18 protein-coding genes and 5 tRNA genes are annotated in these 24121 nt (G+C 39.0%); 18 read left to right on the top strand and 5 right to left on the bottom strand.

The genetic code is table 11. The annotated features are described in order from the left end of the window. Positions 1 to 159 precede the first annotated feature (159 nt). From RB214_RS11540 to purF, 7 genes are all read left to right on the top strand, one after another. Positions 160 to 4257, top strand: a complete 4098-nt coding sequence (locus RB214_RS11540; RefSeq protein WP_309167011.1) for a FimV/HubP family polar landmark protein — start codon at positions 160 to 162, stop codon at positions 4255 to 4257. 279 nt (positions 4258 to 4536) lie between these two features. After that, positions 4537 to 5331 (top strand): tRNA pseudouridine(38-40) synthase TruA, encoded by a 795-nt coding sequence (truA, locus tag RB214_RS11535; protein WP_002958360.1) that lies wholly within the window; start codon positions 4537 to 4539, stop codon positions 5329 to 5331. A 155-nt stretch (positions 5332 to 5486) separates the two neighbouring features. Beyond that, a complete protein-coding gene (gene accD, locus RB214_RS11530; protein WP_024606166.1) occupies positions 5487 to 6362 on the top strand; it encodes an acetyl-CoA carboxylase, carboxyltransferase subunit beta in 876 nt (291 codons plus the stop codon). A gap of 25 nt (positions 6363 to 6387) precedes the next feature. Continuing rightward, complete coding sequence (gene folC / locus RB214_RS11525; RefSeq protein ID WP_309167007.1) at positions 6388 to 7653, top strand: bifunctional tetrahydrofolate synthase/dihydrofolate synthase; 1266 nt, start codon at positions 6388 to 6390, stop codon at positions 7651 to 7653. Positions 7654 to 7664: 11 nt separating this feature from the next. Beyond that, positions 7665 to 8306 (top strand): SPOR domain-containing protein, encoded by a 642-nt coding sequence (locus tag RB214_RS11520; RefSeq protein WP_309167005.1) that lies wholly within the window; start codon positions 7665 to 7667, stop codon positions 8304 to 8306. Positions 8307 to 8496: 190 nt separating this feature from the next. Continuing rightward, entirely contained in the window at positions 8497 to 8991 is a 495-nt protein-coding gene (locus RB214_RS11515; protein ID WP_002958356.1) for a CvpA family protein, read from the top strand. An 18-nt stretch (positions 8992 to 9009) separates the two neighbouring features. After that, positions 9010 to 10536 carry an amidophosphoribosyltransferase gene (purF, locus tag RB214_RS11510; RefSeq protein WP_309167002.1) on the top strand — a complete coding sequence of 509 codons (1527 nt, stop codon included), beginning with the start codon at positions 9010 to 9012 and terminating at the stop codon, positions 10534 to 10536. A gap of 100 nt (positions 10537 to 10636) precedes the next feature. Here the strand turns inward: purF and RB214_RS11505 are convergent, their stop codons facing one another. Further along, entirely contained in the window at positions 10637 to 11236 is a 600-nt protein-coding gene (locus RB214_RS11505) for a Yip1 family protein (RefSeq protein WP_024600094.1), read from the bottom strand. Between the two features lie 206 nt (positions 11237 to 11442). Between RB214_RS11505 and miaE the strand changes: the two genes are divergently transcribed. After that, positions 11443 to 12204: a tRNA isopentenyl-2-thiomethyl-A-37 hydroxylase MiaE gene (gene miaE, locus RB214_RS11500; protein ID WP_024600095.1), complete on the top strand. Its 762-nt coding sequence runs from the start codon at positions 11443 to 11445 to the stop codon at positions 12202 to 12204. On the opposite strand, the gene RB214_RS11495 is transcribed toward miaE, so the two are convergent. From RB214_RS11495 to RB214_RS11485, 3 genes are all read right to left on the bottom strand, one after another. Then, complete coding sequence (locus tag RB214_RS11495; protein WP_309166997.1) at positions 12201 to 12995, bottom strand: transporter substrate-binding domain-containing protein; 795 nt, start codon at positions 12993 to 12995, stop codon at positions 12201 to 12203. The two genes, miaE and RB214_RS11495, sit on opposite strands and share 4 nt — an antisense overlap. Positions 12996 to 13049: 54 nt before the next feature. Then, entirely contained in the window at positions 13050 to 13787 is a 738-nt protein-coding gene (locus RB214_RS11490; RefSeq protein ID WP_309166995.1) for a UDP-2,3-diacylglucosamine diphosphatase, read from the bottom strand. Between the two features lie 76 nt (positions 13788 to 13863). Next, complete coding sequence (locus tag RB214_RS11485; protein WP_024600098.1) at positions 13864 to 14355, bottom strand: peptidylprolyl isomerase; 492 nt, start codon at positions 14353 to 14355, stop codon at positions 13864 to 13866. A gap of 155 nt (positions 14356 to 14510) precedes the next feature. Between RB214_RS11485 and cysS the strand changes: the two genes are divergently transcribed. Then, positions 14511 to 15890: a cysteine--tRNA ligase gene (cysS, locus tag RB214_RS11480; protein WP_024600099.1), complete on the top strand. Its 1380-nt coding sequence runs from the start codon at positions 14511 to 14513 to the stop codon at positions 15888 to 15890. A 72-nt stretch (positions 15891 to 15962) separates the two neighbouring features. Here the strand turns inward: cysS and folD are convergent, their stop codons facing one another. Further along, on the bottom strand, positions 15963 to 16817 hold the full coding sequence (folD, locus tag RB214_RS11475; RefSeq protein ID WP_002958348.1) for a bifunctional methylenetetrahydrofolate dehydrogenase/methenyltetrahydrofolate cyclohydrolase FolD: 855 nt from the start codon (positions 16815 to 16817) through the stop codon (positions 15963 to 15965). A gap of 352 nt (positions 16818 to 17169) precedes the next feature. Between folD and RB214_RS11470 the strand changes: the two genes are divergently transcribed. The 9 genes from RB214_RS11470 (at position 17170) to lon (ending at position 24120) form a co-directional block, all read left to right on the top strand. Continuing rightward, positions 17170 to 17246 (top strand) — tRNA-Pro (locus tag RB214_RS11470). 55 nt (positions 17247 to 17301) lie between these two features. After that, positions 17302 to 17378, top strand: a tRNA-Arg gene (locus tag RB214_RS11465). Between the two features lie 23 nt (positions 17379 to 17401). Beyond that, positions 17402 to 17477 (top strand) — tRNA-His (locus RB214_RS11460). A gap of 14 nt (positions 17478 to 17491) precedes the next feature. Then, positions 17492 to 17568 (top strand) — tRNA-Pro (locus RB214_RS11455). Positions 17569 to 17638: 70 nt separating this feature from the next. After that, positions 17639 to 17715 (top strand) — tRNA-Pro (locus RB214_RS11450). 378 nt (positions 17716 to 18093) lie between these two features. Then, on the top strand, positions 18094 to 19398 hold the full coding sequence (tig, locus tag RB214_RS11445; RefSeq protein ID WP_024600100.1) for a trigger factor: 1305 nt from the start codon (positions 18094 to 18096) through the stop codon (positions 19396 to 19398). 164 nt (positions 19399 to 19562) lie between these two features. After that, entirely contained in the window at positions 19563 to 20180 is a 618-nt protein-coding gene (gene clpP / locus RB214_RS11440; RefSeq protein WP_024590978.1) for an ATP-dependent Clp endopeptidase proteolytic subunit ClpP, read from the top strand. 135 nt (positions 20181 to 20315) lie between these two features. Further along, positions 20316 to 21599: an ATP-dependent protease ATP-binding subunit ClpX gene (gene clpX / locus RB214_RS11435; RefSeq protein WP_002958344.1), complete on the top strand. Its 1284-nt coding sequence runs from the start codon at positions 20316 to 20318 to the stop codon at positions 21597 to 21599. A 151-nt stretch (positions 21600 to 21750) separates the two neighbouring features. Then, positions 21751 to 24120 carry an endopeptidase La gene (gene lon / locus RB214_RS11430; RefSeq protein WP_309166987.1) on the top strand — a complete coding sequence of 790 codons (2370 nt, stop codon included), beginning with the start codon at positions 21751 to 21753 and terminating at the stop codon, positions 24118 to 24120. The last annotated feature ends 1 nt before the right edge of the window (position 24121 follow it).

Here is a 24121-nt window from a genome sequence, read left to right as displayed (position 1 = left end):
AACTGGTTTATAGTTTGTAATTGGAATAGAGCTTGCAATAAAAATAGATTGTAATAATAAATGCGAGTCAGTCATTTGGCTGATAATAGCAATAATAAACAATATTTATGCACTTAAGTTTTAGGTGTTTTATTAATATTTAAATATTAAAGGATCAGCATGCGCGGTTTAGCTACACTTATTATATTAGCGTCTGCATTGATAGTAACGCCAGTTTACTCTCAGGACAGTACCCAATTAAAGGGGCCTAAAGGCGTTGACTATGGTGCGCAAGGGCGATCAATTGGGCCAATTAAACCAACTGATACGCTTTGGCGTATAGCAGCTAAAGTGCGCCCAGACAATTCTGTCAGTATTTATCAAGTTATGCAGGCTTTGTATAACAAAAATCCCGATTCATTTTTAGAACAAAATCTTAACCACATTCAAAATGGTGCCTATTTAAAAATCCCTACCTTAGCCGAAATAAAAGCTGTAAATACGCAGCTCGCAAAGCAACGCTCTGAGCAAGATGATGCATTATGGGAAAAGAAAAAAAATGGCACGCTTACACAGAGCGAAATTAACTCAGCACAAACAAAAGTAACTCAAGCGCGTAAAATTGATGTAGACGATGCTAAAAAAGAGATACAGAAAGAATTAAATGAAATAAAAACAGAGCAAGGTACTAAGCTTGTTGAGTTACAACAACAGTTTAAAAGCTCAGTTAGTAATGTAGAAGAGATTTTAGTTGAAAATAATAATCTTAAAAAACAGTTATCAGGAATATCTAAAGAGCTCGAAAACTTACGTTTGCAATTAGGACAAGACAGCGAAATTCAAAATCAGTTAAAAGAACTCATCGTTAAACAAAACGAGATTATTGCCCAACAAAAAAAACAAGAAGTAATACCAAAAGAGTCATTTGATTTTGGCTCATTATTTTCAAACCCCATAGTACTGGGCTTGTTAATGTTTATTCCTGGGTTACTGATTATTTTAGCAATCGTTATGTTTTTACGCAAACGAGCAAGTAATCAAGAAGAGCCGCAAAACGATGATGACTTTTTACCACAAACCCCAACTTATACTGGCGATGATGATTTAGGCCCAAGCTTAAATGACGATCCAATTGTACCTGACCCTTTAGATGACTTGAGTGTTCAATTAGATGATAGTCTCGAAAGTGATATGTTGCCTAATGATGATTTAGACGACGGCTTAGATGATTTTTCTGGCGACGAAAATTTACTTGATCAGGATGAGCTCGAAAGCTTGCTAAGCGATGACATTGTTTTTGATGATGAAAATACCGATGACGATGACGATGACGATGACGATGACGATGACGATGATGAGCTCGATATTTTTATGCAGCAAGGGTTTGATCAACCTTCAGATGAAAACGCTGAAGATATAGATTTAGACTTATCTGATGACTCAATTAACAATGATGAAATCCTAACTAATGACGATTTAGATAGCTTGTTTGATGAAGACGATAGTCTACCTGAGTTTGATCCACCGCAAACAAGCGAAGCTTTAGAGGATGACAGCTTAGAATCTCATGATGAAATGGCGGCTTTAAGTGAAGAGCTTGCAGATGAAGATAATTTTGATATAGATGAATTATTAGATCAAACATCAACAGAATTAGATACCTCAAATAACACTTCAGCTGAACTTGATACAAGCGACGACTTTGATTTAGACGATATAGATAGCTTAATTGATGAGGCGAATGACCCAAAAAGTGATGTGGTAGATGACTCACTTGATGCAGAGTTACTCGACGAAGATGAACTTCTAGAAGAAAGCGACGACTTTGATTTAGACGACATAGATAGCTTAATTGATGAGGCTGCAGTTGATACTGCAGATGACTCATTAGTTGAGGAAAGTGACGACTTTGATTTAGACGATATAGATAGCTTAATTGATGAAGCAGCAGTTGATACTGCAAATGATTCATTAGTTGAGGAAAGTGACGACTTTGATTTAGACGACATAGATAGCTTAATTGATGAGACTGCGGTTGATACTGCAAATGACTCTTTAGTTGAGGAAAGTGACGACTTTGATTTAGACGACATAGATAGCTTAATTGATGAGGCAGCAGTTGATACTGCAAATGATTCATTAGTTGAGGAAAGTGACGACTTTGATTTAGACGACATTGATAACCTAATTGATGAGGCAGCAGTTGATGCTGCAAATGATTCATTAGTTGAACAAAGTGATGGCTTTGATTTAGACGATATAGATAACCTAATTGATGATGAAGTAAAAAATTCAGATGTAAGAGATTCAGAAATTGATAATGCATTGGCAGACTCAGTTGAGGATTTAGCAGATGCTCAAGAAGAATTAAATGTTGATGATATTGAGTCGCTTGCTTCATCATTAAATGAAGAGCCCGAGCTTGACGATGAGCCTGAACTCGCAGAAGAACCTGAGCTTGAAGAAGAGCCTGAGCTTATAGAAGAACCTGAACTTGAAGAAGAACCTGAGCTTGTAGAAGAGCCTGCGCTTTACGATGAGCCTGAACTCGCAGAAGAGCCTGAGCTTGAAGAAGAGCCCGAGCTTGACGATGAGCCTGAGCTTATAGAAGAACCTGAGCTTGAAGAAGAGCCTGAGCTTGAAGAAGAGCCTGAGCTTGACGATGAGCCTGAGCTTTACAATGAGCCTGAACTTGCAGAGGAACCTGAGTTTGAAGAAGAGCCCGAGCTTGACGATGAGCCTGAACTTGCAGAAGAACCTGAACTTATAGATGTAACGGTTGATGATTTTTCAGATACATCAGAGTCGCTTCTTGATCCTGAAGATGCGCTTGAAGAATATACAGATGATACTTTAAAGAGCGTTGATGAGCTTTTAAATGAGCTACAACAAGCGACGGATGATGACTATATAGAAACACCAGATTGGTCTTTAGATGAGCTTGACGACGATCTTGAAGAAATAGAAGTAGATCTTGGTGACGATCCGTTAGCGGGCGACGATGACTCAGATCTTACCAAAATTGAAGAGCAGCTTGGTAGCGATCTTATAACGCCAAGTGAAGAGTTAGATGAATATCCTGAACTTGAATTAGACGATGATCATTCATTATTGGAGAATGAACCTTCGTTTGAGCCGCAAGAACCTAAAGAAAATGCACCGCGTGAAGAAAATGCAGTAGCACTTAGTCAAACAGAGAAAGATCTCGCAAATGCGCTTTCTGAAAATGCTAACTTAGATAGCTTAGAAGATGATTTTGATGATGAACTATTAATTGATAATGACTTCTCTGAATCAGAAGCTAAGGTTGAAGACGAGTCGTTTGATGATGATTTACTGCAAGAAATTAATGACGGAATTGATTCTGTTGAACCAGTTAGTATAGAAGAGGATACCAAACCTCTTAACCTTGATGAAGTTCAAGAAACACTAGAAAGTGAGTTGCCATTTACCCCCGAAGAATTACAAGGTGATGATTTAGACGGTGAGGCGCAGGGAGTCGCTTCCAGCCAAGCTGAGCAGGACTTATCAAATGCGCTTTCTGAAAATAATGATTTAGATAGTTTAGAAGACGATTTTGATGATGAAATTTTAATTGAAGACGATTTTTCTGACTTAGATGTTGAGTTTGACGAAGATACTTTAGAGCAAGCGCTACCTGATGAGTTATCAGACGAGCAGCAAGAGCAAACAAATGCAGAGCGCGAAGCACAGTTAACAAACTCAGATGAAGCAGGTAGCACTGATATTAGCTCTGACGATGAACTTGATGAAGAGTTTATGTCAAATTTGACGCAAACTGATTTTGATTCATTACTTAGTGAGTTAGCGGAGCCTAAAGGATTAAGTGCTGAGGATAGCAGTGAATTTGATGTCGACTTTGACAGCTTGCTAAAAGAAGACTTAGAGGAAGATGACTCATTAACTACAAAAGAGCCACTTGTTGAAAGTAGTGATATTGAGCAACTTGATAATGATGAATTTGTAGATATAGATTCATTATTAGAAGAAAGTGAAGAGGCTGAACTTGAACACGAACCTTACACCGACGTTAATATGGATGTCGGTTTGAGTGAGTTTGATGCATTACTTGCTGGTGATAACCCAACCGATGTTGATGCTGAAAGTGGTGGCTATTCAGCTAAACTAGATTTAGCGCGTGCTTATATTGAAATTGATGATTTTGATTCTGCGCTCAAGGTCATTGAGGATGTCATCAACAAAGGCCCTGAAGAAGTTCAAGAAGAGGCACTTAGTTTAAAAGCGAAACTAAAATAACAAATTGTTTTAAAAAACCCTTAATTGATCATTCTAATTAAGGGTTTTTTTATGGAAGTTAGTTTAATTATAACAAGGAAAAGCAACGCATTAATGAAGCGAATTTTATAGTATGTAATTGTTATAAAAGAATAATTCACATCGTGATTATTAAGTTATTTGATTCATTAAAATGATCATGTTTTTAATAAAAAGGGTATTACTGCACACCTCCTTTTATTGCGTCGAGAGATAGCATAAAATGCCGTGTTCATTAGCACAGTAGGTAAAGCAGTAATTATGCGAGTAGCACTTGGAGTTGAATACAACGGCGTACGCTATAGTGGGTGGCAACGTCAATCACATGTAAATAGCGTACAACAAGAAGTAGAAAAGGCATTGTCGCGTATTTGTAATCACCCAGTTGAAGTAGTATGTGCGGGGCGAACTGATGCGGGTGTGCACGGTACAGGTCAAATAATACATTTTGAAACTGAAGCTTCGCGTGACATGGTCGCATTTACAATGGGTATGAATACCTTATTGCCTAAAGATATTGCTATTCGCTTTGCACAACCAGTTGCTGTCGATTTTCATGCTCGTTTTAGTGCAACCGCTCGCCGATACCGCTATATTATTTATAACTCTCCTTTTCGAGGAGCAGTGTTAAGCGAAGGGGTTACGCATTTTCATCACCCATTAGATGAAGTTAAAATGCAGGAAGCCTGTCAGTATTTGATCGGGACACACGATTTTACATCTTTTCGAGCGATCCATTGTCAAGCGAATACACCGACTCGTACTATTCATCATTTATCGGTACAGCGCCAAGGGTGTTACGTTATTATTGATATTAAGGCGAATGCGTTCTTACATCACATGGTACGTAATATAACGGGGAGCTTGATGGATATTGGCATACATAAGCAACAGCCTATTTGGTTGAAAGAATTACTTGATTGTAAAGAGCGTGCTAAAGCAAGTGCTACAGCTAAAGCTGCAGGTTTATACTTGGTTGATGTCGATTATCCTGAAGAGTTTAATATTCCTAAAATGCCTTTAGGTCCATTGTTTTTACCTGACGCTGAAATTTAGTTATGGTTGTCGTTAGTGCTTTTTATGAACACTTTTAACTACTAAGACCAGTTTTTTATACCGCGTTAGTGTAATTCATGTTTTAATTGAAAAAATTTGTCTGCTAATTGCTATTGGCAGGCTCGCGACACAGAACAGCATTAAGAGAGTTGCAAATGAGTTGGCTAGAAAAAATCTTACCTAAAACGACAAAATCATCAGGTCGTAAAGAAATCCCAGAAGGTATTTGGGCTAAGTGCACATCGTGTGATTCAATTTTATATAAAGCTGAATTAGAAAAGTCATTAAACGTATGTCCTAAGTGTAACCATCATATGCGTGTTAGTGGCCGTAAGCGCCTGGAGCACTTTTTAGATGAAGGTGACCGTCAAGAGCTTGGCACACAACATGAGCCTAAAGACATTCTTAAGTTTAAAGATTCTAAAAAATACTCTGATCGTATCAGTGCAGCCCAAAAAGCAAGTGGTGAAAAAGATGCACTTGTAGCTATGAAAGGCCGATTAAAAGGTATTCCAGTTGCAGCAGTAGCATTTGAGTTCTCGTTTATGGGTGGTTCAATGGCTTCTGTTGTTGGCGCTCGCTTTGTTGATGCTGTTGATCAATGTTTAGAGCATAACATGCCGCTTATTTGTTTTTCTGCATCAGGCGGTGCACGCATGCAAGAAGCGCTTATGTCGCTTATGCAAATGGCTAAAACAAGTGCTGCACTTGCAAAAATGACTGAAAAAGGTCTTCCGTTTATTTCAGTCATGACTGACCCAACTATGGGTGGTGTATCTGCATCACTTGCTATGCTGGGCGATATTAACGTTGCGGAACCTAAAGCATTAATTGGTTTTGCGGGTCCTCGTGTTATTGAGCAAACTGTTCGCGAAACATTACCTGAAGGCTTTCAGCGTAGTGAATTTTTGCTTGAACACGGTGCAATTGACATGATTATTGACCGCCGTGAAATGCGCGATACCCTTGCACGCATTTTAGCTAAATTTATGAACTTGCCTTCTACGGAACAAGAGCATAGAGTAGCGTAAATTTCAGCTTTACTGATTACACGCTATGACAAAAAAAACTCCTAGCCAATCATCAAGCCTTGATGATTGGCTTTTTTATTTAGAAAGTGTTCACCCAGCTAACATTGCTATGGGCTTAGAACGAGTTGCTAATGTTGCTAACAATATTGGCCTGTTAAACACTCCAAGTAAAATTATTCTTATTGCCGGTACAAACGGTAAGGGCACCACAGCACGCTGCTTAGAGTCGCTATTGCTAGCGCAAGGTTTCAATGTGGGTACTTACGCATCTCCACATTTAATTCGTTATAACGAGCGTGTACGAGTTAATGGGGAAGAATTGGCAGACCAATTTCATATAGATGCTTTTCACCAGCTTGAGCAAGGCCGTAAAGACACTCCTCTGACTTATTTTGAATATGGTACTTTGGGTGCGTTGGCAATTTTTAAACGCTGTAACGTCGATTATGTATTACTCGAGGTTGGTTTAGGTGGGCGCTTTGACGCCACAAATATAGTCACTCCCTTTGCAAGCGTGATCACGACTATAGACTTAGACCATAAAGAGTACTTAGGTGATACCCGTGAGTTAGTGGCTTATGATAAAGCCGGTATTTTTCGTGAAAATACTCCCGCTATTATAGGGGATTTAAATATTCCTCACACAATGACTGATTACGGCAAAGAAATTAATGCCAATATGACGTTGTCGGGCAGTGACTTTATTTTTAAAGAAAATGCTGAGAGCTTTAATTGGCAATATAAAGAACATAATCTTGAAATAGATAAGCCAGCAATACCGTGTCAAAATGCAGCAACCGCATTAACCACGCTCAGTGTTTTAAACTTATTACCAAGTGAGCAAGTTATACGAAGTTGTTTAGCTAATTTAGTTGTCGAAGGGCGATTTCAACAGTTAAGTATTGAGCCTTTAGTCTTTACCGATGTAGCACACAACCCTGAGTCGGCGCGTTATTTAGCCAATAAGTCATCAAGCTATAAAGATAAAGGCTTTAAAATTCATGCATTAGCCGCTATGCTTGCTGATAAAGATAAAACGGGTGTACTTAAAGAAGTAAGTCACTTGGTCGATGAGTGGTCATTAGCGAGCTTAAGTGGCCCGCGAGGCGACACTGCAAGTAATTTACAAAATGCACTGCAGGAATTGTCTCATCATAATACTATTAATAGCTATGATAGTGTGGCACAGGCACTGAATGTAATTTTACCAGAACAACAAAGTGATACTATGTTGATTATATTTGGTTCATTTTTTACAGTTGCTGGCGCTATTAATTACTTTAAAAAATAGAGAGGATGTCGGTGAACTCAAGTTTTATTAATCGCTTAGTCGGAACAAGTATAGTGGTGATCGCAGCAATTGTGTTTATCCCTAATATACTCGATGGCGAAAAAGTGCATTATAAAGAAGGCTTTAAAGCGATCCCAGACCGCCCTGAGTTCAAAACAATCGATCTTCAAGAGTCAATTGATGAAAATATGGCTAATGCTGAGCCACTAAAGCAAGATGAAATTGAAGACATTCAAGCTGACGATGAAGCTTTTGAGCAGCAAAGCGCAATGGATGAGAGTGATTACGCTGTGGAAGATAAAGTTGTTGAAGCAACTATAGAACCCAAAGCTACACCAATTACAAAAGCGCCTGCTCAAGCTAAGCCAGAGCCAATTGCACCACGTAAAAGTGATGAAAACCTAACGAGTATGGCCTATGTTATTCAATTAGGTAGTTTTTCACATGTTGCAAACGTTAAAGCATTACAGGCTAAATTAAAGGCTGAAGGGTTTAAAACGTTTACTAAACCGATTAAAACCCCAAATGGGACATTAACCAAAGTATTTGTTGGTCCTTCGCTTGATAAAAGTGAATTACAAAAGCAGCTCCCCCAGCTCAAAGAGCTTACTAAATTAAATGGTAAAGTTACGCAGTACGAAGTAACAAAATAAATAAAGGCTTGTATAACAAGCCTTTATTTATTTATTTATATTTTTTTTATCATTATCTTTATCTCACAATACCTAGACTAGAATGTTAATTTTTTGTATTAACTACAACCCAGTAATCTCCCGTTTAAACTTGCATACTAACGATGTTTGGGTATAGAATGCGCCCCAAATTAGCGACTAATTGGTTCTTATGATCTGGGTTGATTACGCCATTATTGGCATCATTGTATTGTCTACCATCATCGGTTTAATACGCGGCTTTGTAAAAGAAGCAATGTCATTAGCGGTATGGGCTGGCGCCTTTATCATCTCTAGCTTATTTTACCAATATTTAGCTTCCTTCCTAACAACCATTTCTGAACCCCTTTTAAGAAATGCTGCGGCCATAGCCATATTATTCTTTGCGACGCTACTGTTAGGCGGTTTACTAAACTATATTTTAGGTGAGCTTGTACATCGTACTGGTTTATCGGGTACCGACCGTGTTTTTGGCATAGTGTTTGGTGCTCTACGAGGCGTGTTGGTCGTGAGCGCGTTACTCTTCTTTCTTGATGCTTTTACTGGTGCACCCAATACGCACTGGTGGGGCAATTCTATTTTGATTCCAGAATTTGGCTTTGTAGTTGAATGGTTCTTTTCGTACCTAGAAAACAACTCGAGCTTTTTAAATTCAGTAAACCGTTAATCGGCGAGGATAAATTACATGTGTGGTATCGTTGGAATAGTCGGAACATCCCCTGTGAATCAGGCGATTTATGATGGCTTAACTGTTTTGCAGCACCGTGGTCAAGATGCCGCGGGTATCATTACCATTGAGAATAATACGTTTAGCTTACGCAAAGCAAATGGCCTTGTGAAAGATGCCTTTCACACCCGTCATATGAAACGACTCCAAGGTACAATTGGCCTTGGCCATGTGCGTTATCCTACAGCAGGATCTTCAAGCTCATCTGAAGCACAACCTTTTTATGTTAACTCACCGTTTGGTATAGCGCTTGCCCATAATGGCAACCTTACTAATGCAGAAGCTTTAAAAGAGCAGTTATTCTCAGAAGCACGTCGTCACGTTAATACAACGTCAGACTCTGAAATTTTACTTAATATCATGGCACATGAATTAAGTAAGTCTGATAAGTTGCATTTAGACCCTGAAGATATTTTTACTGCGGTAACCGAAGTAAACAATAAAGTAAGCGGTGGCTATGCAACGATTGCTATGATTATCGGCCATGGCATTGTTGCTTTTCGCGACCCTAATGGTATCCGCCCACTTGTATTTGGTAAACGTGAGACTGCAAAAGGCACTGAGTACATGTTCGCCTCTGAAAGCGTTGCGTTAAAACCGGACGGCTTTGAGTTTGTACGTGATGTTGCCCCTGGTGAAGCTATATATGTTACAGAAGAAGGTGAATTTCATTCACTTAGTTGTGCAGATAAAGCATCTTACTCGCCGTGTATTTTTGAATTTGTTTATTTTGCTCGACCTGACTCAACAATAGACCGTATGTCTGTGTATGCAACACGTGTAAATATGGGGACTAAACTAGGCGAAAAAATTGCACGCGAATGGGCAGACAAAGATATTGATGTAGTTATCCCAATTCCAGAAACTTCATGTGATGTAGCGCTGGAAATTGCACGTGTACTTGATTTACCGTATCGCCAAGGTTTTGTTAAAAACCGTTATATTGGTCGTACATTTATCATGCCTGGTCAGGAAATGCGTAAAAAGTCAGTGCGTCAAAAGCTAAACGCAATTGATCGCGAATTTAAAGGTAAAAATGTATTATTGGTTGATGACTCAATTGTTCGTGGTACAACATCAGCACAAATTGTTGAAATGGCCCGAGAGTCTGGTGCTAAAAACGTTTACTTTGCATCAGCGGCACCTGAAATACGCTTCCCTAATGTGTACGGTATTGATATGCCTTCAGCAGCTGAGCTTATTGCTCACGGACGTGAAGTAGAAGATATTAATGCAAGCATAGGGTCTGACGGTTTAATCTTTCAATCGTTAAAAGATTTAATTGCAGCAGTTAGCCAAGAAAATCCTGAAATTACTAAGTTTGAAACTTCAGTATTTGATGGCCAATATATTACTGGCGATATTGATCAAAACTATTTAAATCGAATTGATAAGCTACGTAACGATTCAGCAAAAAGCACCCGCGAAAGTGCGATGTCTTCAAGTTTAGAAATACACAACCAAGACGAAAACGAAGCTGATTAATGGTTATTGATAAAAACTATTAAATATAAAAAAAGGAGCTAATTAGCTCCTTTTTTGCGAAGGAAAGAAAGGGGATATTTCTATCAAGCACGACTCTTTATTAAGTAAACATAGGGCTAACAATCCCATTTGTCCAAAGCATCGCTGTTACAGCTAAAATAATAACCAGTAATATTAATCCACACGTTACTACCGAGCTGGCGTAAATAAAGCCACGCTCTTCGGGGATATGCATAAGTATAGGTACGCCGGTATAGAGTAAATAGACCGAGTAAGCTAGTGCAATAATTCCAGCGCAAACTACAAACCAAAGTACAGGCCAAAAAGCGGCGAGTGCTGACATAAACACTGGCGTTGCAGTATATGCTGCAAGTTCAAGTGTTTGTGTAAATGTAGGTTTAGAACCAAATGTAACGGCCATCCAATGGGCTAAATAAGCCAATGCGAATACGCCTGCTATTAGAGCAAAATACATTGCACCTGCAATTAGCAGAGCACTATCGTGTGTTAAAAATACGGGATCGCCGGCACCTATACTCCACCCTAAATAAACAGATGAGTAGTAGCCCATTATTGAAGGGAATAAAGCAATCAATAAAATATGTGACAAACTATAGGTTAAACTTTCATGGCGATTATCTATTGTTTGCCATTCTTCAAGTGGATGAGCATAAATGCCCCAGAGGTGATTCAATATCATAGTGCTTACTCCATAAAAGGAACGTATTACTGTTTTGGTTGGTTTATTTTTATACAGTCTTTGTACAGTTATGGTTCACTTATTTTGCAAAGTCAAGTTAACTAGCTATTAACATTATCAAGTCGGTAAGTGCTTTGATTTATCCCAAGCAAAATTTCGTGTTAAAATAACGGTCTATCAAATTTATTTAGTAATGAGCAGTCAACGTGCCACATAGCCAACTTTTAGAGCCGATTAATAACTTTTTATTGTGTACCACCCCAGAGCAGTGGGTGCAGCAAGCAATTAAAAAAGAAAACTTATCAGTCATTTTAATAGATCACTTAATTTGTGAATTAAAAGCAGCTCAAAGTGCGATGTTTTTAATACGTAAATACGCGGTAGATAAAGAGGGTAGTGATGCATTACTCGAGTGGCTAAAGCCATTTGAAACGCTTATTTATAAACGAGAAGGTAATTGGCGCGATCTGGCAGCTAAAAATAAGCTAACTAAATCCATAATTCCTAAATCGAGTTCTCCATATGGGCAAGGGCTAATCGATAAAATGGTTTTGCTGATAAAAGAAGAGCTACATCATTTTTATCAAGTTCTCGAAATTATGGACGAGTACGGTGTTGAATATCGTAGTATTACACCATGTCGTTACGCAAAAGGTATGCTTCGTCATGTTAAAACGTTCGAGCCTGATGCATTAGTCGATAAGCTAATAGTAGGCGCTTATATTGAGGCGCGTTCGTGTGAGCGTTTTGCAAAGCTTGCACCGCATGTTGATAAACGCTTAGGTGATTTTTATATTTCGTTGTTACGTTCAGAAGCGCGTCATTACCAAGATTATTTAACTTTAGCGCAAGAAATTGCTGATTTTGATATTACCGAACGCGTAAACTTTTTTGGTGAAAAAGAAAAAGAGTTAATTTCTACAACCGATACTGATTTTAAATTTCATAGCGGTATTCCTACTGTTTAAATACCCTCATTTTCTTTTAAAAAATTAATATACTCTGCTATTTTCTGATTGCTGAAATTATTTTTTTTCATAATTTTAGCAATGCGACCATTGTTAATTATTATATCAATTCCTCTATTAAATTTTTGTAAGTATTCTTTGGCCCTATAATTTGATTTAGAGACAACTAAATATAGTTTATGAGAAGCAAGATCTGGCGATAAATACTCAATATTATTATCATCCGAATCTTCGGTTTTAGTGTTTTCAAGCCAATATTTTCCAACCTCTTTAGTACCCGCGACTAAATCAATACGCCCTTGTTGTAGTAAATATAAGCTTGTAGGAAGACTTTTAGTGGACGTTATTGCCAGATCCGTATTTCTAGCAAACTCTTGGCTTACAACGGCATTGTCTTCTATACCAATACTATAAGGAGTTAATGATTGAACTGTACCATCGAAATTAATAATACTTTCTTTTCGCTTAAAAACTCCTGAGTGAGCAACTGCAAGTGGACGGGAGTAGTAAAAAACTTCATTTCTTTTTAATGAATAAAAAGCACCTAAAATAGCTGTTTTTCTGTTTTTTTCTAATAGCTTTAAAGCGCGATTCCATGTCGTAAACTCTACTTCGCTATTAATACCTTGTGTTTTAAGTGCTGATTGGGCTATTTCATATAACCAACCATTATTGGGTAAGTTTTCGCTAAAATAGGGAGGGTAGTTTTCAGTAACAATTTGCCATGTTTGTTCGCTAAATACTTTTGTTGGAATGGCAATTACTACGATGAAAATTAACAGCTTAATCATTAAACCTCTCACTATTATTCAAATGTATAGATAAATAATAGTCAGAATTTTAAATTATGCGAAAGGCGTGCTAATTAATTCTTGTGATTGAGGGGTAACGACTAAATAAGAGCCTTGGGTGTACCAGTCACCTAGCACTGTGCGAGTAAGTGTTTGTTCATTAACTTTATACGTATGAACATTAGGGCTGTGAGTATGGCCATGAATCATATTCGTAACGTTATGTTTGGCAAAGGTTGCAAGTACAGCTTCATCGACAACGTCTAAAATTTCGATAGGTTTATCAGCCTGGCTTAATTTACTTTTTTCGCGGGCATTACGCGCTATTTTTTTACGATACCAAAGCGGCATTGCAAGCATCAATTTTGGCCACCACCAACCACGGCTCTTTTTACGAAATTTTTGATACTCAGTATCTTGAGTACACATTTCGTCGCCATGTAAAATTACGGTAGGCGTACCATATAAATCAATGACTGTTTGTTCATCGAGTAATGTCATTGCGGCCATGTCGGCATACTGCTTGCGTATAATGAAATCACGATTGCCATGGATAAAGTAAACAGGTGTGCCACCATCATTAATGGCGCTTAAATGTTTTGCTACATCGGCACTCAGAGCAGTAATGTAGTCATCTCCAACCCATACTTCAAAAAAATCACCCAAAATATAAAGTGCATCTACATCTTTATTTAGTATATGTGTATTTAAAAAGTCAAAAAATGCAGCGCTGATGTCGGGGCGGTTTTCGCTTAGGTGTAAATCTGCAATAAAGTAAGTTTGGCGAGTCATAGGTTAGTCTATTTTTTATTAAATAAAAGCGGGCAGATGCCCGCTTAAGTGCTCACAATAGTGTAAGCAAACGCTATTAGCTAACAGTAACACTTTCGATGATCACATCTTCAAGAGGTACGTCTTGGTGAAAACCAGTACTACCTGTTGCAACTGCTTTAATTTTATTTACTACGTCCATGCCTTCTACTACTTCAGCAAAAACACAATAACCCCAACCTTGCGATGTTTCGCTGCTATGGTTTAAAAAGTCGTTGTTGTTCACGTTAATGAAAAACTGTGCTGTAGCTGAATGAGGATCAGGTGTACGTGCCATAGCTAAAGTGCCTACTTTATTAGACAGGCCATTATTAGCTTCATTTTGAATTGGGTCGTTTACTTCTTTTTGTTCCATACCTGGAACAAAACCACCGCCTTGAACCATAAAACCATCGATTACGCGATGAAAGATAGTGCCGTTGAAAAAATCAGCATTTGCGTACTCTAAAAAGTTTTTAACTGTGTTTGGAGCTTCTTTCTCAAACATTTTAATGGTGATGTCACCAAAATTAGTGTGTAGAACAACCATGTGTTTTCCTATATCCGGTTTAAATATTGGCGCTATTTTATCGTAGTTGGCTAAGATTAACAAAGTAGATGTTTGGTTTGTTATAAAGCGCTAGAGCAGGGGCTTTTCAAGTGGTAACATAACTGTTCAAGTAAATAGTCAAGGACTCAAAGTAAATGGTAAATATATACAACACACTCACGCGACAAAAAGAGCAATTTAAACCTATGGTCGAAGGAAAAATCGACATGTATGTGTGTGGTATCACCATTTATGATTACTGCCATATTGGACACGCTCGTACTTTTGTAGGTTTTGACGTTATTGTGCGCTACTTACGTCATATTGGTTACGATTTAAAATATGTGCGAAACATTACAGATATCGACGATAAAATAATTAAACGGGCGAATGAAAATGGTGAGTCAATAAATGACTTAACTGTGCGCATGACTAAAGCAATGCATGAAGATTTTGATAGTTTAAATATGCTACGCCCAGATATTGAACCGACAGTTACAAGCCATATGGATGAAATTATCGTTATGGTTAAGCGCTTGATTGAAAAAGGCCATGCCTATGTTGCAGCTGACGGCGATGTTTTGTTTGATGTATCAACGTTTGAGCAATACGGTGCACTTTCTCAGCAAGATTTAACGATGTTGCAGTCAGGTTCTCGCGTTGAAGTGGCTCAAGATAAAGACGATCCACTTGATTTTGTGTTATGGAAAAAAGCTAAAGCAGGTGAGCCATCATGGTCATCACCGTGGGGTGAAGGGCGACCGGGTTGGCATATCGAATGTTCGGCAATGAGTTCAAAACACCTAGGCGAGCATTTTGATATTCACGGTGGGGGTTCTGATTTACAGTTTCCACATCATGAAAACGAAATTGCGCAGTCGTGCTGTGCAAATAACGGCAAGTATGTGAATACATGGATTCATACTGGCATGGTTCAGGTAAACAAAGAAAAAATGTCTAAGTCGTTAGATAACTTTTTTACTGTGCGAGAAGTTTTAAAAGCATACGATGCTGAATCTGTTCGTTACTTTTTAATTTCAGGCCATTACCGCAGCCAACTAAATTACTCACAAGAAAATTTAGATCAAGCGCGTTCATCACTTGAACGTATTTATACAGCGCTTCGTGATGTAGAACCGGTAGAGTGCGATTTAGAAGGCAATGAGTTTGTTGCTAAATTTAGAAAAGCAATGAATGACGACTTTAATACACCAGAAGCACTACCAGTGTTGTTCGAACTTGCTAAAGAGCTAAACCGCGTGAAAGACACTGATGCAGGCCAAGCTGGCAAATTAGCCTTTATATTGCGCAGCCTTGGTGAAGTGCTAGGGGTTGCTCAACAAGCACCGGAAGCTTTTTTACAAGGCGGGCAAGATGACGACGAAGTTGCGACAATTGAAGCATTAATTGTGAAACGTAATGAAGCACGTGCGAGTAAAAACTGGGCTGCTGCTGATGAAGCACGTGATGCGCTTAATGCATTAGGCGTAATACTTGAAGATTCAGCCGGTAAAACAACGTGGCGTAAAGCGTAAACGTTCAAAGTAATTCACGTTTAACTAAAAAAGGGTTGCCAAATGGCAACCCTTTTTTGATTTTTTAACTGCTTAGCTGTGATATTTCTCACATGCTTCAAGTGTGTTTTCAATTAAGCTAGCGACCGTCATCGGGCCAACGCCACCCGGTACAGGTGTAATGAAATGCGCTTTTTGTTCAGCTACACTGTATTGAACATCACCGACTAATTTACCAGTATCTAAACGGTTAATGCCTACATCGATAACGATAGCGCCTTCTTTTATCCAATCTCCAGGTATAAATTCAGGTTTACCTACAGCCACAACTAATAAGTCAGCGCGGCGAACATGCGTTTCTAAGTCTTGAGTAAACTTATGGCACACTGTGGTTGTACAACCGGCTAATAAAAGCTCTAACGACATTGGACGACCAACAATATTTGACGCGCCAACTACCACGGCATGCATCCCTTTATAACGTACACCCGTTGAATCAAGTAATGTAATAATACCTTTAGGCGTGCATGGGCGAAGAGCAGGCATACGCTGTGCTAATCGACCAATGTTATATGGATGAAATCCATCAACATCTTTATGTGGGGTAATGCGTTCTAAAATCTTTTCAGCATCAAGGCCTTTTGGCAGTGGTAACTGCACTAAAATCCCATCAACTTCGGCATCATTATTTAGCTCGTCAATTAAATCTAAAAGAGTTTGCTCTTGTGTGTCTGCTGGTAAATCAAATGATTTAGAGATAAAGCCAACTTCTTCACAGGCTTTACGTTTTGAACCAACATAAACTTGGCTTGCTGGATCAAGTCCAACGAGCACTACTGCAAGTCCTGGTGCACGTAAACCATTTGCTACACGTTCACTTACACGTTCTGCTACAGCGCTACGTACTTGTTTTGCGATTGCCTTACCATCAATGATGTTTGCCGTCATGGGTGACCTTTAATTGGGGTTAATTAACTAGATACCGATACTCTAAAAACGAGTGCATAATAAAATAGGGGTAAAAATGCTAATAAAGAAAACATACTCTTTATATAACTCGTTTTATAATGTGCCTACTATTTTCGCAGAAAAGCATAGCAGCGCCAAGTTGCTTTTAATGTATATAACATTTGAGTTGTTAAATAGTTTAAATTTCAGCCTACTATTGTAATATTTAACCATTGTGCACTAAAAATGAGCACTTGATTGGTTTTATTAAAAAAACGTTTGACCTAACCCCGTCAAATCACTATTATGCACCCCGTTGTCAACGAGGTCACTCGCTAACAATAATAAGTTTCGGCGATTAGCGCAGTTTGGTAGCGCACTTGGTTTGGGTCCAAGGGGTCGCAGGTTCAAATCCTGCATCGCCGACCATTTTTATAATTTATTATAATCGAATAGCTTATTGGTAAACTATGAAGTTTTCGATGCGCCCATAGCTCAGCTGGATAGAGCAACGCCCTTCTAAGGCGTGGGTCGAAGGTTCGAATCCTTCTGGGTGCACCATTTGAAAACATGTAAATATAGCGGTGATTGTAGCTCAGTTGGTAGAGCCCCGGATTGTGATTCCGGTTGTCGTGGGTTCGAGCCCCATCAGTCACCCCATTTACAACGAATATCGGCGATTAGCGCAGTTTGGTAGCGCACTTGGTTTGGGTCCAAGGGGTCGCAGGTTCAAATCCTGCATCGCCGACCATTTTCTTAAAATGGTCTTAAACTCTCAGTTTAAGTGTTCAGTATGAAAAAAGAAGTTAACTCTTCAATGTCGGCGATTAGCGCAGTTTGGTAGCGCACTTGGTTTGGGTCCAAGGGGTCGCAGGTTCAAATCCTGCATCGCCGACCATTTTCTTATCTAGTAAGAATAATAAATAAACTCCTCTAAGTTATAAATCTAAATTCGTTAGCCTTTAATTCTATTAAATAATTTGTATTTTATTCTATTTAGTCCGTAGTTAGCCTGTTTTTTATTCAGTTAGTCTTTATAGTCCCTTATCTAGTCCAAATAATTGCCCCCTATACTCGACTATCATAAATATTAGGTTATAATGCCGCGTCTATTGTTTAACATAGTGCCCGAAGGGCAAAGCAGCAATGGTATCTCATGGTAGCGACGGATGCTTTTAAGTGTGAAAAACCGCTTAAACTTTATCAAGACTCATGCAGATCACTTTGTTTGTAAAGGAAGGCGAACAGTCGCCAAAATTGAATATTGAGGTAAATCATGCAAGTTTCTGTTGAGACGACCCAAGGCCTTGAGCGCCGTATAACTATCACCGTTCCTTCAGAGAACGTTGAGACCGAAGTAAAAAAACGCCTACAACAACTGTCAAAAACACAGCGTATAGATGGTTTCCGTGCTGGTAAAGTTCCAGTATCTGTAATTAACAAGCGTTTTGGCCCTGCAGTTCGTCAAGAAGTTGCTGGCGAAGTAATGCAACGTAATTTTTACGAAGCAATCGTTTCTGAAAAAATCAATCCAGCTGGCGCGCCTACATTCGCACCTAAATCACTTGAAGCAGGTAAAGATTTAGAGTTCTCAGCAACGTTTGAAGTTTACCCTGAAGTTGAAGTTCAAGGTTTAGATAAAATTACTGTTGAGAAACCAGCGGTAACAGTAACTGACGAAGATTTAGCTAACATGCTAGAAACACTTCGTAAGCAACACGCTGAGTGGGCTGATGTTGATACAGCTGCTGGCGAAAACGACCGTGTAACAGTTGATTTCGTAGGTACTATCGACGGTGAAGTATTTGAAGGCGGCAAAGCTGAAGACTTCCCATTAGAACTTGGCCAAGGTCGTATGATCCCAGGTTTTGAAGATAACATCGTAGGTAAAAAAGCAGGCGAAGAAGTAGTTGCTGATGTAACTTTCCCTGATGATTACCACGCTGAAAACTTAAAAGGTAAAGCGGCTCAATTCACTATCACAGTGAAAAAAGTTGAAGCGCAAGAATTACCAGAATTAAGCGAAGAGTTTGCAACTAAATTCGGTGTTACCGAAGGCGGCGTAGACGCGCTTAAAGAAGAAGTTAAAAAGAACATGACACGTGAGCTAGACCAAGCGGTTAAAGCAAGCGTTAAAGACCAAGCAATCAAAGGTCTTTTAGCTAACAACGAAATCGAAGTGCCTAAAGCACTAGTTGATCAAGAAGTTGATGCTCTACGTCAGCAAGCAGCTCAACGTTTTGGCGGCGACGCTCAAAACATGCCAGAGCTTCCTGCTGAATTGTTCCACGAGCAAGCTGTAACACGTGTTAAAACTGGCCTTTTATTAGGTGAAGTGATTAAAGCTAACGAGATTAAAGTTGATGACGCTAAAGTTGAAGCATTAATTGCAACGGTAGCTTCTGCATACGAAGATCCAACTGAAGTAGTAGAATACTACAAAGGTAATGATCAACTTATGCAGCAAATGCGTAATGTAGCAATGGAAGAGCAAGCTGTTGAAGCTATTTTAGCTAAAGCAGTTGTTACTGATGTTGAAAAAGCATTTGATGACATCATGAATCCACAGCAAGGTGCTTAATAAGTCATTGACTTAAGCTCTCGCTAACGATTAAATGGCTCGTGCTACTCTGTTTATACAGCGTGCCCGGGCCATTTTAGTTTTTGGCTCTAAATTTGCGAAAAACGATAACTATGCTTCCTTATAATAAGGATAAGTATAAGCGCATAAGGAATTAAATAAGTATGAATACTGGTATTACAGATCCCCTAAATGCATTGGTCCCAATGGTTGTTGAACAAACACCAAAAGGCGAGCGCTCGTATGATATTTATTCGAGATTATTAAAAGAGCGTATTATCTTTTTAACAGGTCAAGTTGAAGACAACATGGCAAATCTGATTTTAGCGCAAATGCTATTTTTAGAATCAGAAAATCCTGATAAAGATATCTTTTTATACATTAACTCACCAGGTGGTTCAGTAACTGCGGGTATGGCTATTTACGACACAATGAACTTCATCAAACCAGATGTAAGTACAATATGTGTAGGTCAAGCTGCAAGCATGGGTGCTTTTTTACTTACTGCTGGCGCTAAAGGTAAACGTTTTTGTTTACCAAACTCTCGTGTGATGATTCACCAACCATTAGGTGGTTTCCAAGGTCAAGCATCTGACTTTGAAATACACGCTAAAGAAATTCTGTCTATTAAAGCTAAGCTTAATCGCTTAATGGCTGAGCATACAGGCCAACCATTGGATATTATCTCTAAAGACACAGATCGTGATAACTTTATGAGTGCCACGCAAGCTGTAGATTACGGCTTGGTAGACTCAGTTTTTACAAATCGCGATAAAAAGTAAGCGCTTGGTGAGCAGGATTGCCTGTTTGCCACTTTGAGTTACTATGCGAAAACTAATAAATTTTGGTATAGTTAAAGCGTATTGAAATAGCCGCCAACAGTTTTGGTGGCCAACGTAATAAAATGAGGTAGCTGAATGTCTGACACTCCTACAGACGGCGACAAAAGTAATAAATTGTTATACTGCTCTTTTTGTGGCAAAAGCCAACATGAAGTGCGTAAATTAATTGCAGGCCCTTCAGTATACGTTTGTGATGAATGTGTAGAGTTGTGTAACGATATTATCAGGGAAGAGATCAAAGACATTGCTCCTAAGCATGATACGTCTGACAAACTACCTGTACCAAAAGAAATTCGTAAACACTTAGACGATTATGTTATTGGTCAAGATCATGCTAAAAAAGTATTGTCTGTTGCCGTTTATAACCATTATAAACGCCTGCGTAACCAATCGACTAAGCAAGACATTGAATTAAGTAAAAGTAATATTTTGCTTATTGGTCCAACAGGTAGTGGTAAAACATTACTTGCAGAAACGTTAGCGCGTCTACTCGATGTGCCGTTTACTATGGCCGATGCCACTACATTAACCGAAGCAGGTTATGTAGGTGAAGATGTTGAAAACATCATTCAAAAGCTTTTACAAAAGTGCGATTACGATGTTGAAAAAGCGCAACGTGGCATTGTTTACATTGATGAAATTGACAAAATTTCTCGTAAATCAGATAACCCGTCAATTACGCGTGATGTATCGGGCGAGGGCGTTCAACAGGCGCTACTTAAACTGATTGAAGGCACCGTTGCTTCTGTTCCACCGCAAGGTGGTCGTAAACATCCACAACAAGAGTTTTTACAAGTAGATACTTCTAAAATCTTGTTTATTTGTGGTGGCGCATTTTCAGGTTTAGATAAAGTAATTGAGCAACGTAGCCACAAAAATACCGGTATTGGTTTTGGCGTTAGCGTAAAAGAGTCTGCGGCGAGTCGTTCTTTAAGTGAAACATTTAAAGACGTAGAACCAGAAGATTTAGTTAAATACGGCTTAATTCCTGAGTTTATAGGTCGTTTGCCAGTAGTTGCTACGTTAACAGAACTTGACGAAGCTGCTCTTGTGCAAATATTAAGTGAACCTAAAAACGCGATTACTAAACAGTTTTCAGTATTGTTTGGTATGGAAGACGTTGAACTTGAGTTCCGTGATGATGCCTTAGCTGCAATTGCTCACAAAGCAATGGAGCGTAAAACAGGTGCACGTGGTCTTCGTTCAATCGTTGAAGGTGTGTTGCTTGATACTATGTACGAACTTCCTTCAATGGATGACGTAAGCAAAGTGGTTATTGATGAAACCGTTATTAAAGGTGAGTCAGACCCAATCTTGATTTATGAAAATAATAAACAAGATAAAGCTGCATCAGAATAGTTTTTAAGCTATTTGAGTGAAAAAAGGAGCCTTAGGCTCCTTTTTTTATAATTAATTTAATCGAGTAAGGGAAAATTGTTGAACTTTAATTAGGTTATCCCCATATACTTGAGTAATCTTTAAAATAAATTAAGTGCGAAGAGAAACTATAATGACGCTTGAGAGAACCGACCGAGTCGAAATCCCAGTCCTTGCACTGCGCGATGTTGTGGTATATCCGCACATGGTGATCCCGCTTTTTGTAGGCCGTGAAAAATCAATAAAATGCCTAGAAGCGGCAATGGACAAAGACAAACAAATTTTCTTGGTTGCACAAAAAGATGCAACTGTAGATGAACCTGAGCAAGAAGATATTTATCGTATCGGCACTATTGCCACTGTACTTCAGTTATTAAAATTACCGGACGGTACAGTTAAAGTTTTAGTAGAAGGTACACAGCGCGCACAAATCGAAGAATTTGTAGATAACGAAGACTTTTTTGTAGCTAATGCTCAATTTATTGAATCTGATTCGGTAGACGAGAAAGAACAAGAAATTTTTATTCGTAGCGCAATTAGCCAGTTTGAAGGCTATGTAAAGCTAAATAAAAAAATTCCTCCTGAAGTACTAACTTCAGTTTCAGGTATTGATGAGCCAGCGCGCCTTGCTGATACAATGGCAGCCCATATGCCATTAAAAGTACCTGAAAAACAAAAAGTGCTAGAAATTTCAAACGTGACAGAACGTCTTGAATATTTAATGGCATTAATGGAAGGTGAAATAGACTTACTGCAAGTTGAGAAAAAAATTCGTACCCGCGTTAAAAAGCAGATGGAAAAGTCACAGCGCGAGTATTACCTCAATGAGCAAATGAAAGCCATTCAAAAAGAATTGGGTGAGCTTGATGATGTACCTGATGAATTTGAAGCACTTAAAAAGCGCATTGAAGAATCGGGTATGCCAACAGAAGCACAAGACAAAGCGACGACAGAGCTTAATAAGCTTAAGATGATGTCGCCAATGTCTGCAGAGGCCACTGTAGTGCGTTCATACATTGATACGTTAATTAACGTACCTTGGAAAAAACGCTCTAAAGTGAAAAAAGACTTAGCAGGCGCGCAAAAAATTCTTGATAGCGATCACCATGGCTTAGATAAAGTAAAAGAACGCATTATTGAGTACCTCGCAGTACAACAGCGTACTAATAAGCTCAAAGGGCCAATTTTATGTTTAGTTGGACCACCAGGTGTTGGTAAAACATCACTTGGGCAATCTATTGCACGTTCTACTGGTCGTAAGTATGTTCGTATGGCGCTTGGCGGCGTACGTGATGAAGCTGAGATTCGCGGTCATCGTCGTACATACATAGGTTCAATGCCAGGTAAGCTAATTCAAAACATGACAAAAGTGGGCGTTAAAAACCCATTATTCTTATTAGATGAAATCGATAAAATGTCATCGGACATGCGCGGCGACCCAGCATCAGCATTGTTAGAGGTGCTTGATCCGGAGCAAAACAGTCATTTTGCCGATCACTATCTTGAAGTCGATTACGATTTATCTGACGTTATGTTTGTAGCAACATCAAACAGCTTTAACATTCCTGGCCCATTATTGGACCGTATGGAAGTTATTCGCTTGTCGGGTTACACCGAAGATGAAAAGCTAAACATTGCAAAAGAGCACTTAATTACTAAACAAGTTAAACGTAACGGTTTAAAAGAGTCTGAAATAGTTATCGAAGACAGCGCAATTATTGGCATTATTCGTTATTACACACGTGAAGCGGGTGTACGTAACTTAGAGCGCGAAATTTCGAAACTATGTCGTAAAGCCGTTAAAAATATCTTACTTGAAAAAGACACTAAAATAGTGACCATCAATCAAGATAACCTAGAGGACTTTTTAGGTGTGCAGCGCTTTGATTATGGTAAAGCTGAAGATGGCGACCGTATTGGTCAAGTTACAGGTTTAGCGTGGACAGAAGTTGGCGGCGATTTGCTAACAATTGAATGTGCGGCAGTGCCAGGTAAAGGCAAGTTAAGTTACACCGGTTCTCTTGGCGATGTAATGCAAGAGTCGATTCAAGCGGCAATGACGGTTGTGCGTAATCGAGCAGATACTTTCCGTATTAACAGCGACTTTTACGAAAAACGTGATATTCACGTACACGTACCTGAAGGCGCAACACCAAAAGATGGTCCTAGTGCGGGCGCAGCAATGGTAACGGGTCTTGTATCTAGCTTAACGGGTAATCCTGTACGAGCAGATGTTGCTATGACTGGTGAAATTACGCTACGCGGTGAAGTGCTTCCGATTGGTGGCTTAAAAGAGAAGTTATTAGCGGCGCATCGTGGTGGAATTAAAACAGTGATCATTCCAAAAATTAACGAACGTGACTTAAAAGAGATACCAGACAACGTGCTGGCAGGTCTTGATATTCACCCAGTTACTTGGATTGACGAGGTGTTAAAGCTTGCTTTAGTGCATCCTGTTGAGAGTTTTTCGGTCGAAACACCTAAAAACCAAGAAAAAACATAAA

Source organism: Pseudoalteromonas sp. HL-AS1, from assembly GCF_031198785.1.
GTDB classification, from domain to species: Bacteria; Pseudomonadota; Gammaproteobacteria; order Enterobacterales; family Alteromonadaceae; genus Pseudoalteromonas; species Pseudoalteromonas distincta.
This window is presented reverse-complemented; position numbering and strand designations above follow the sequence as displayed.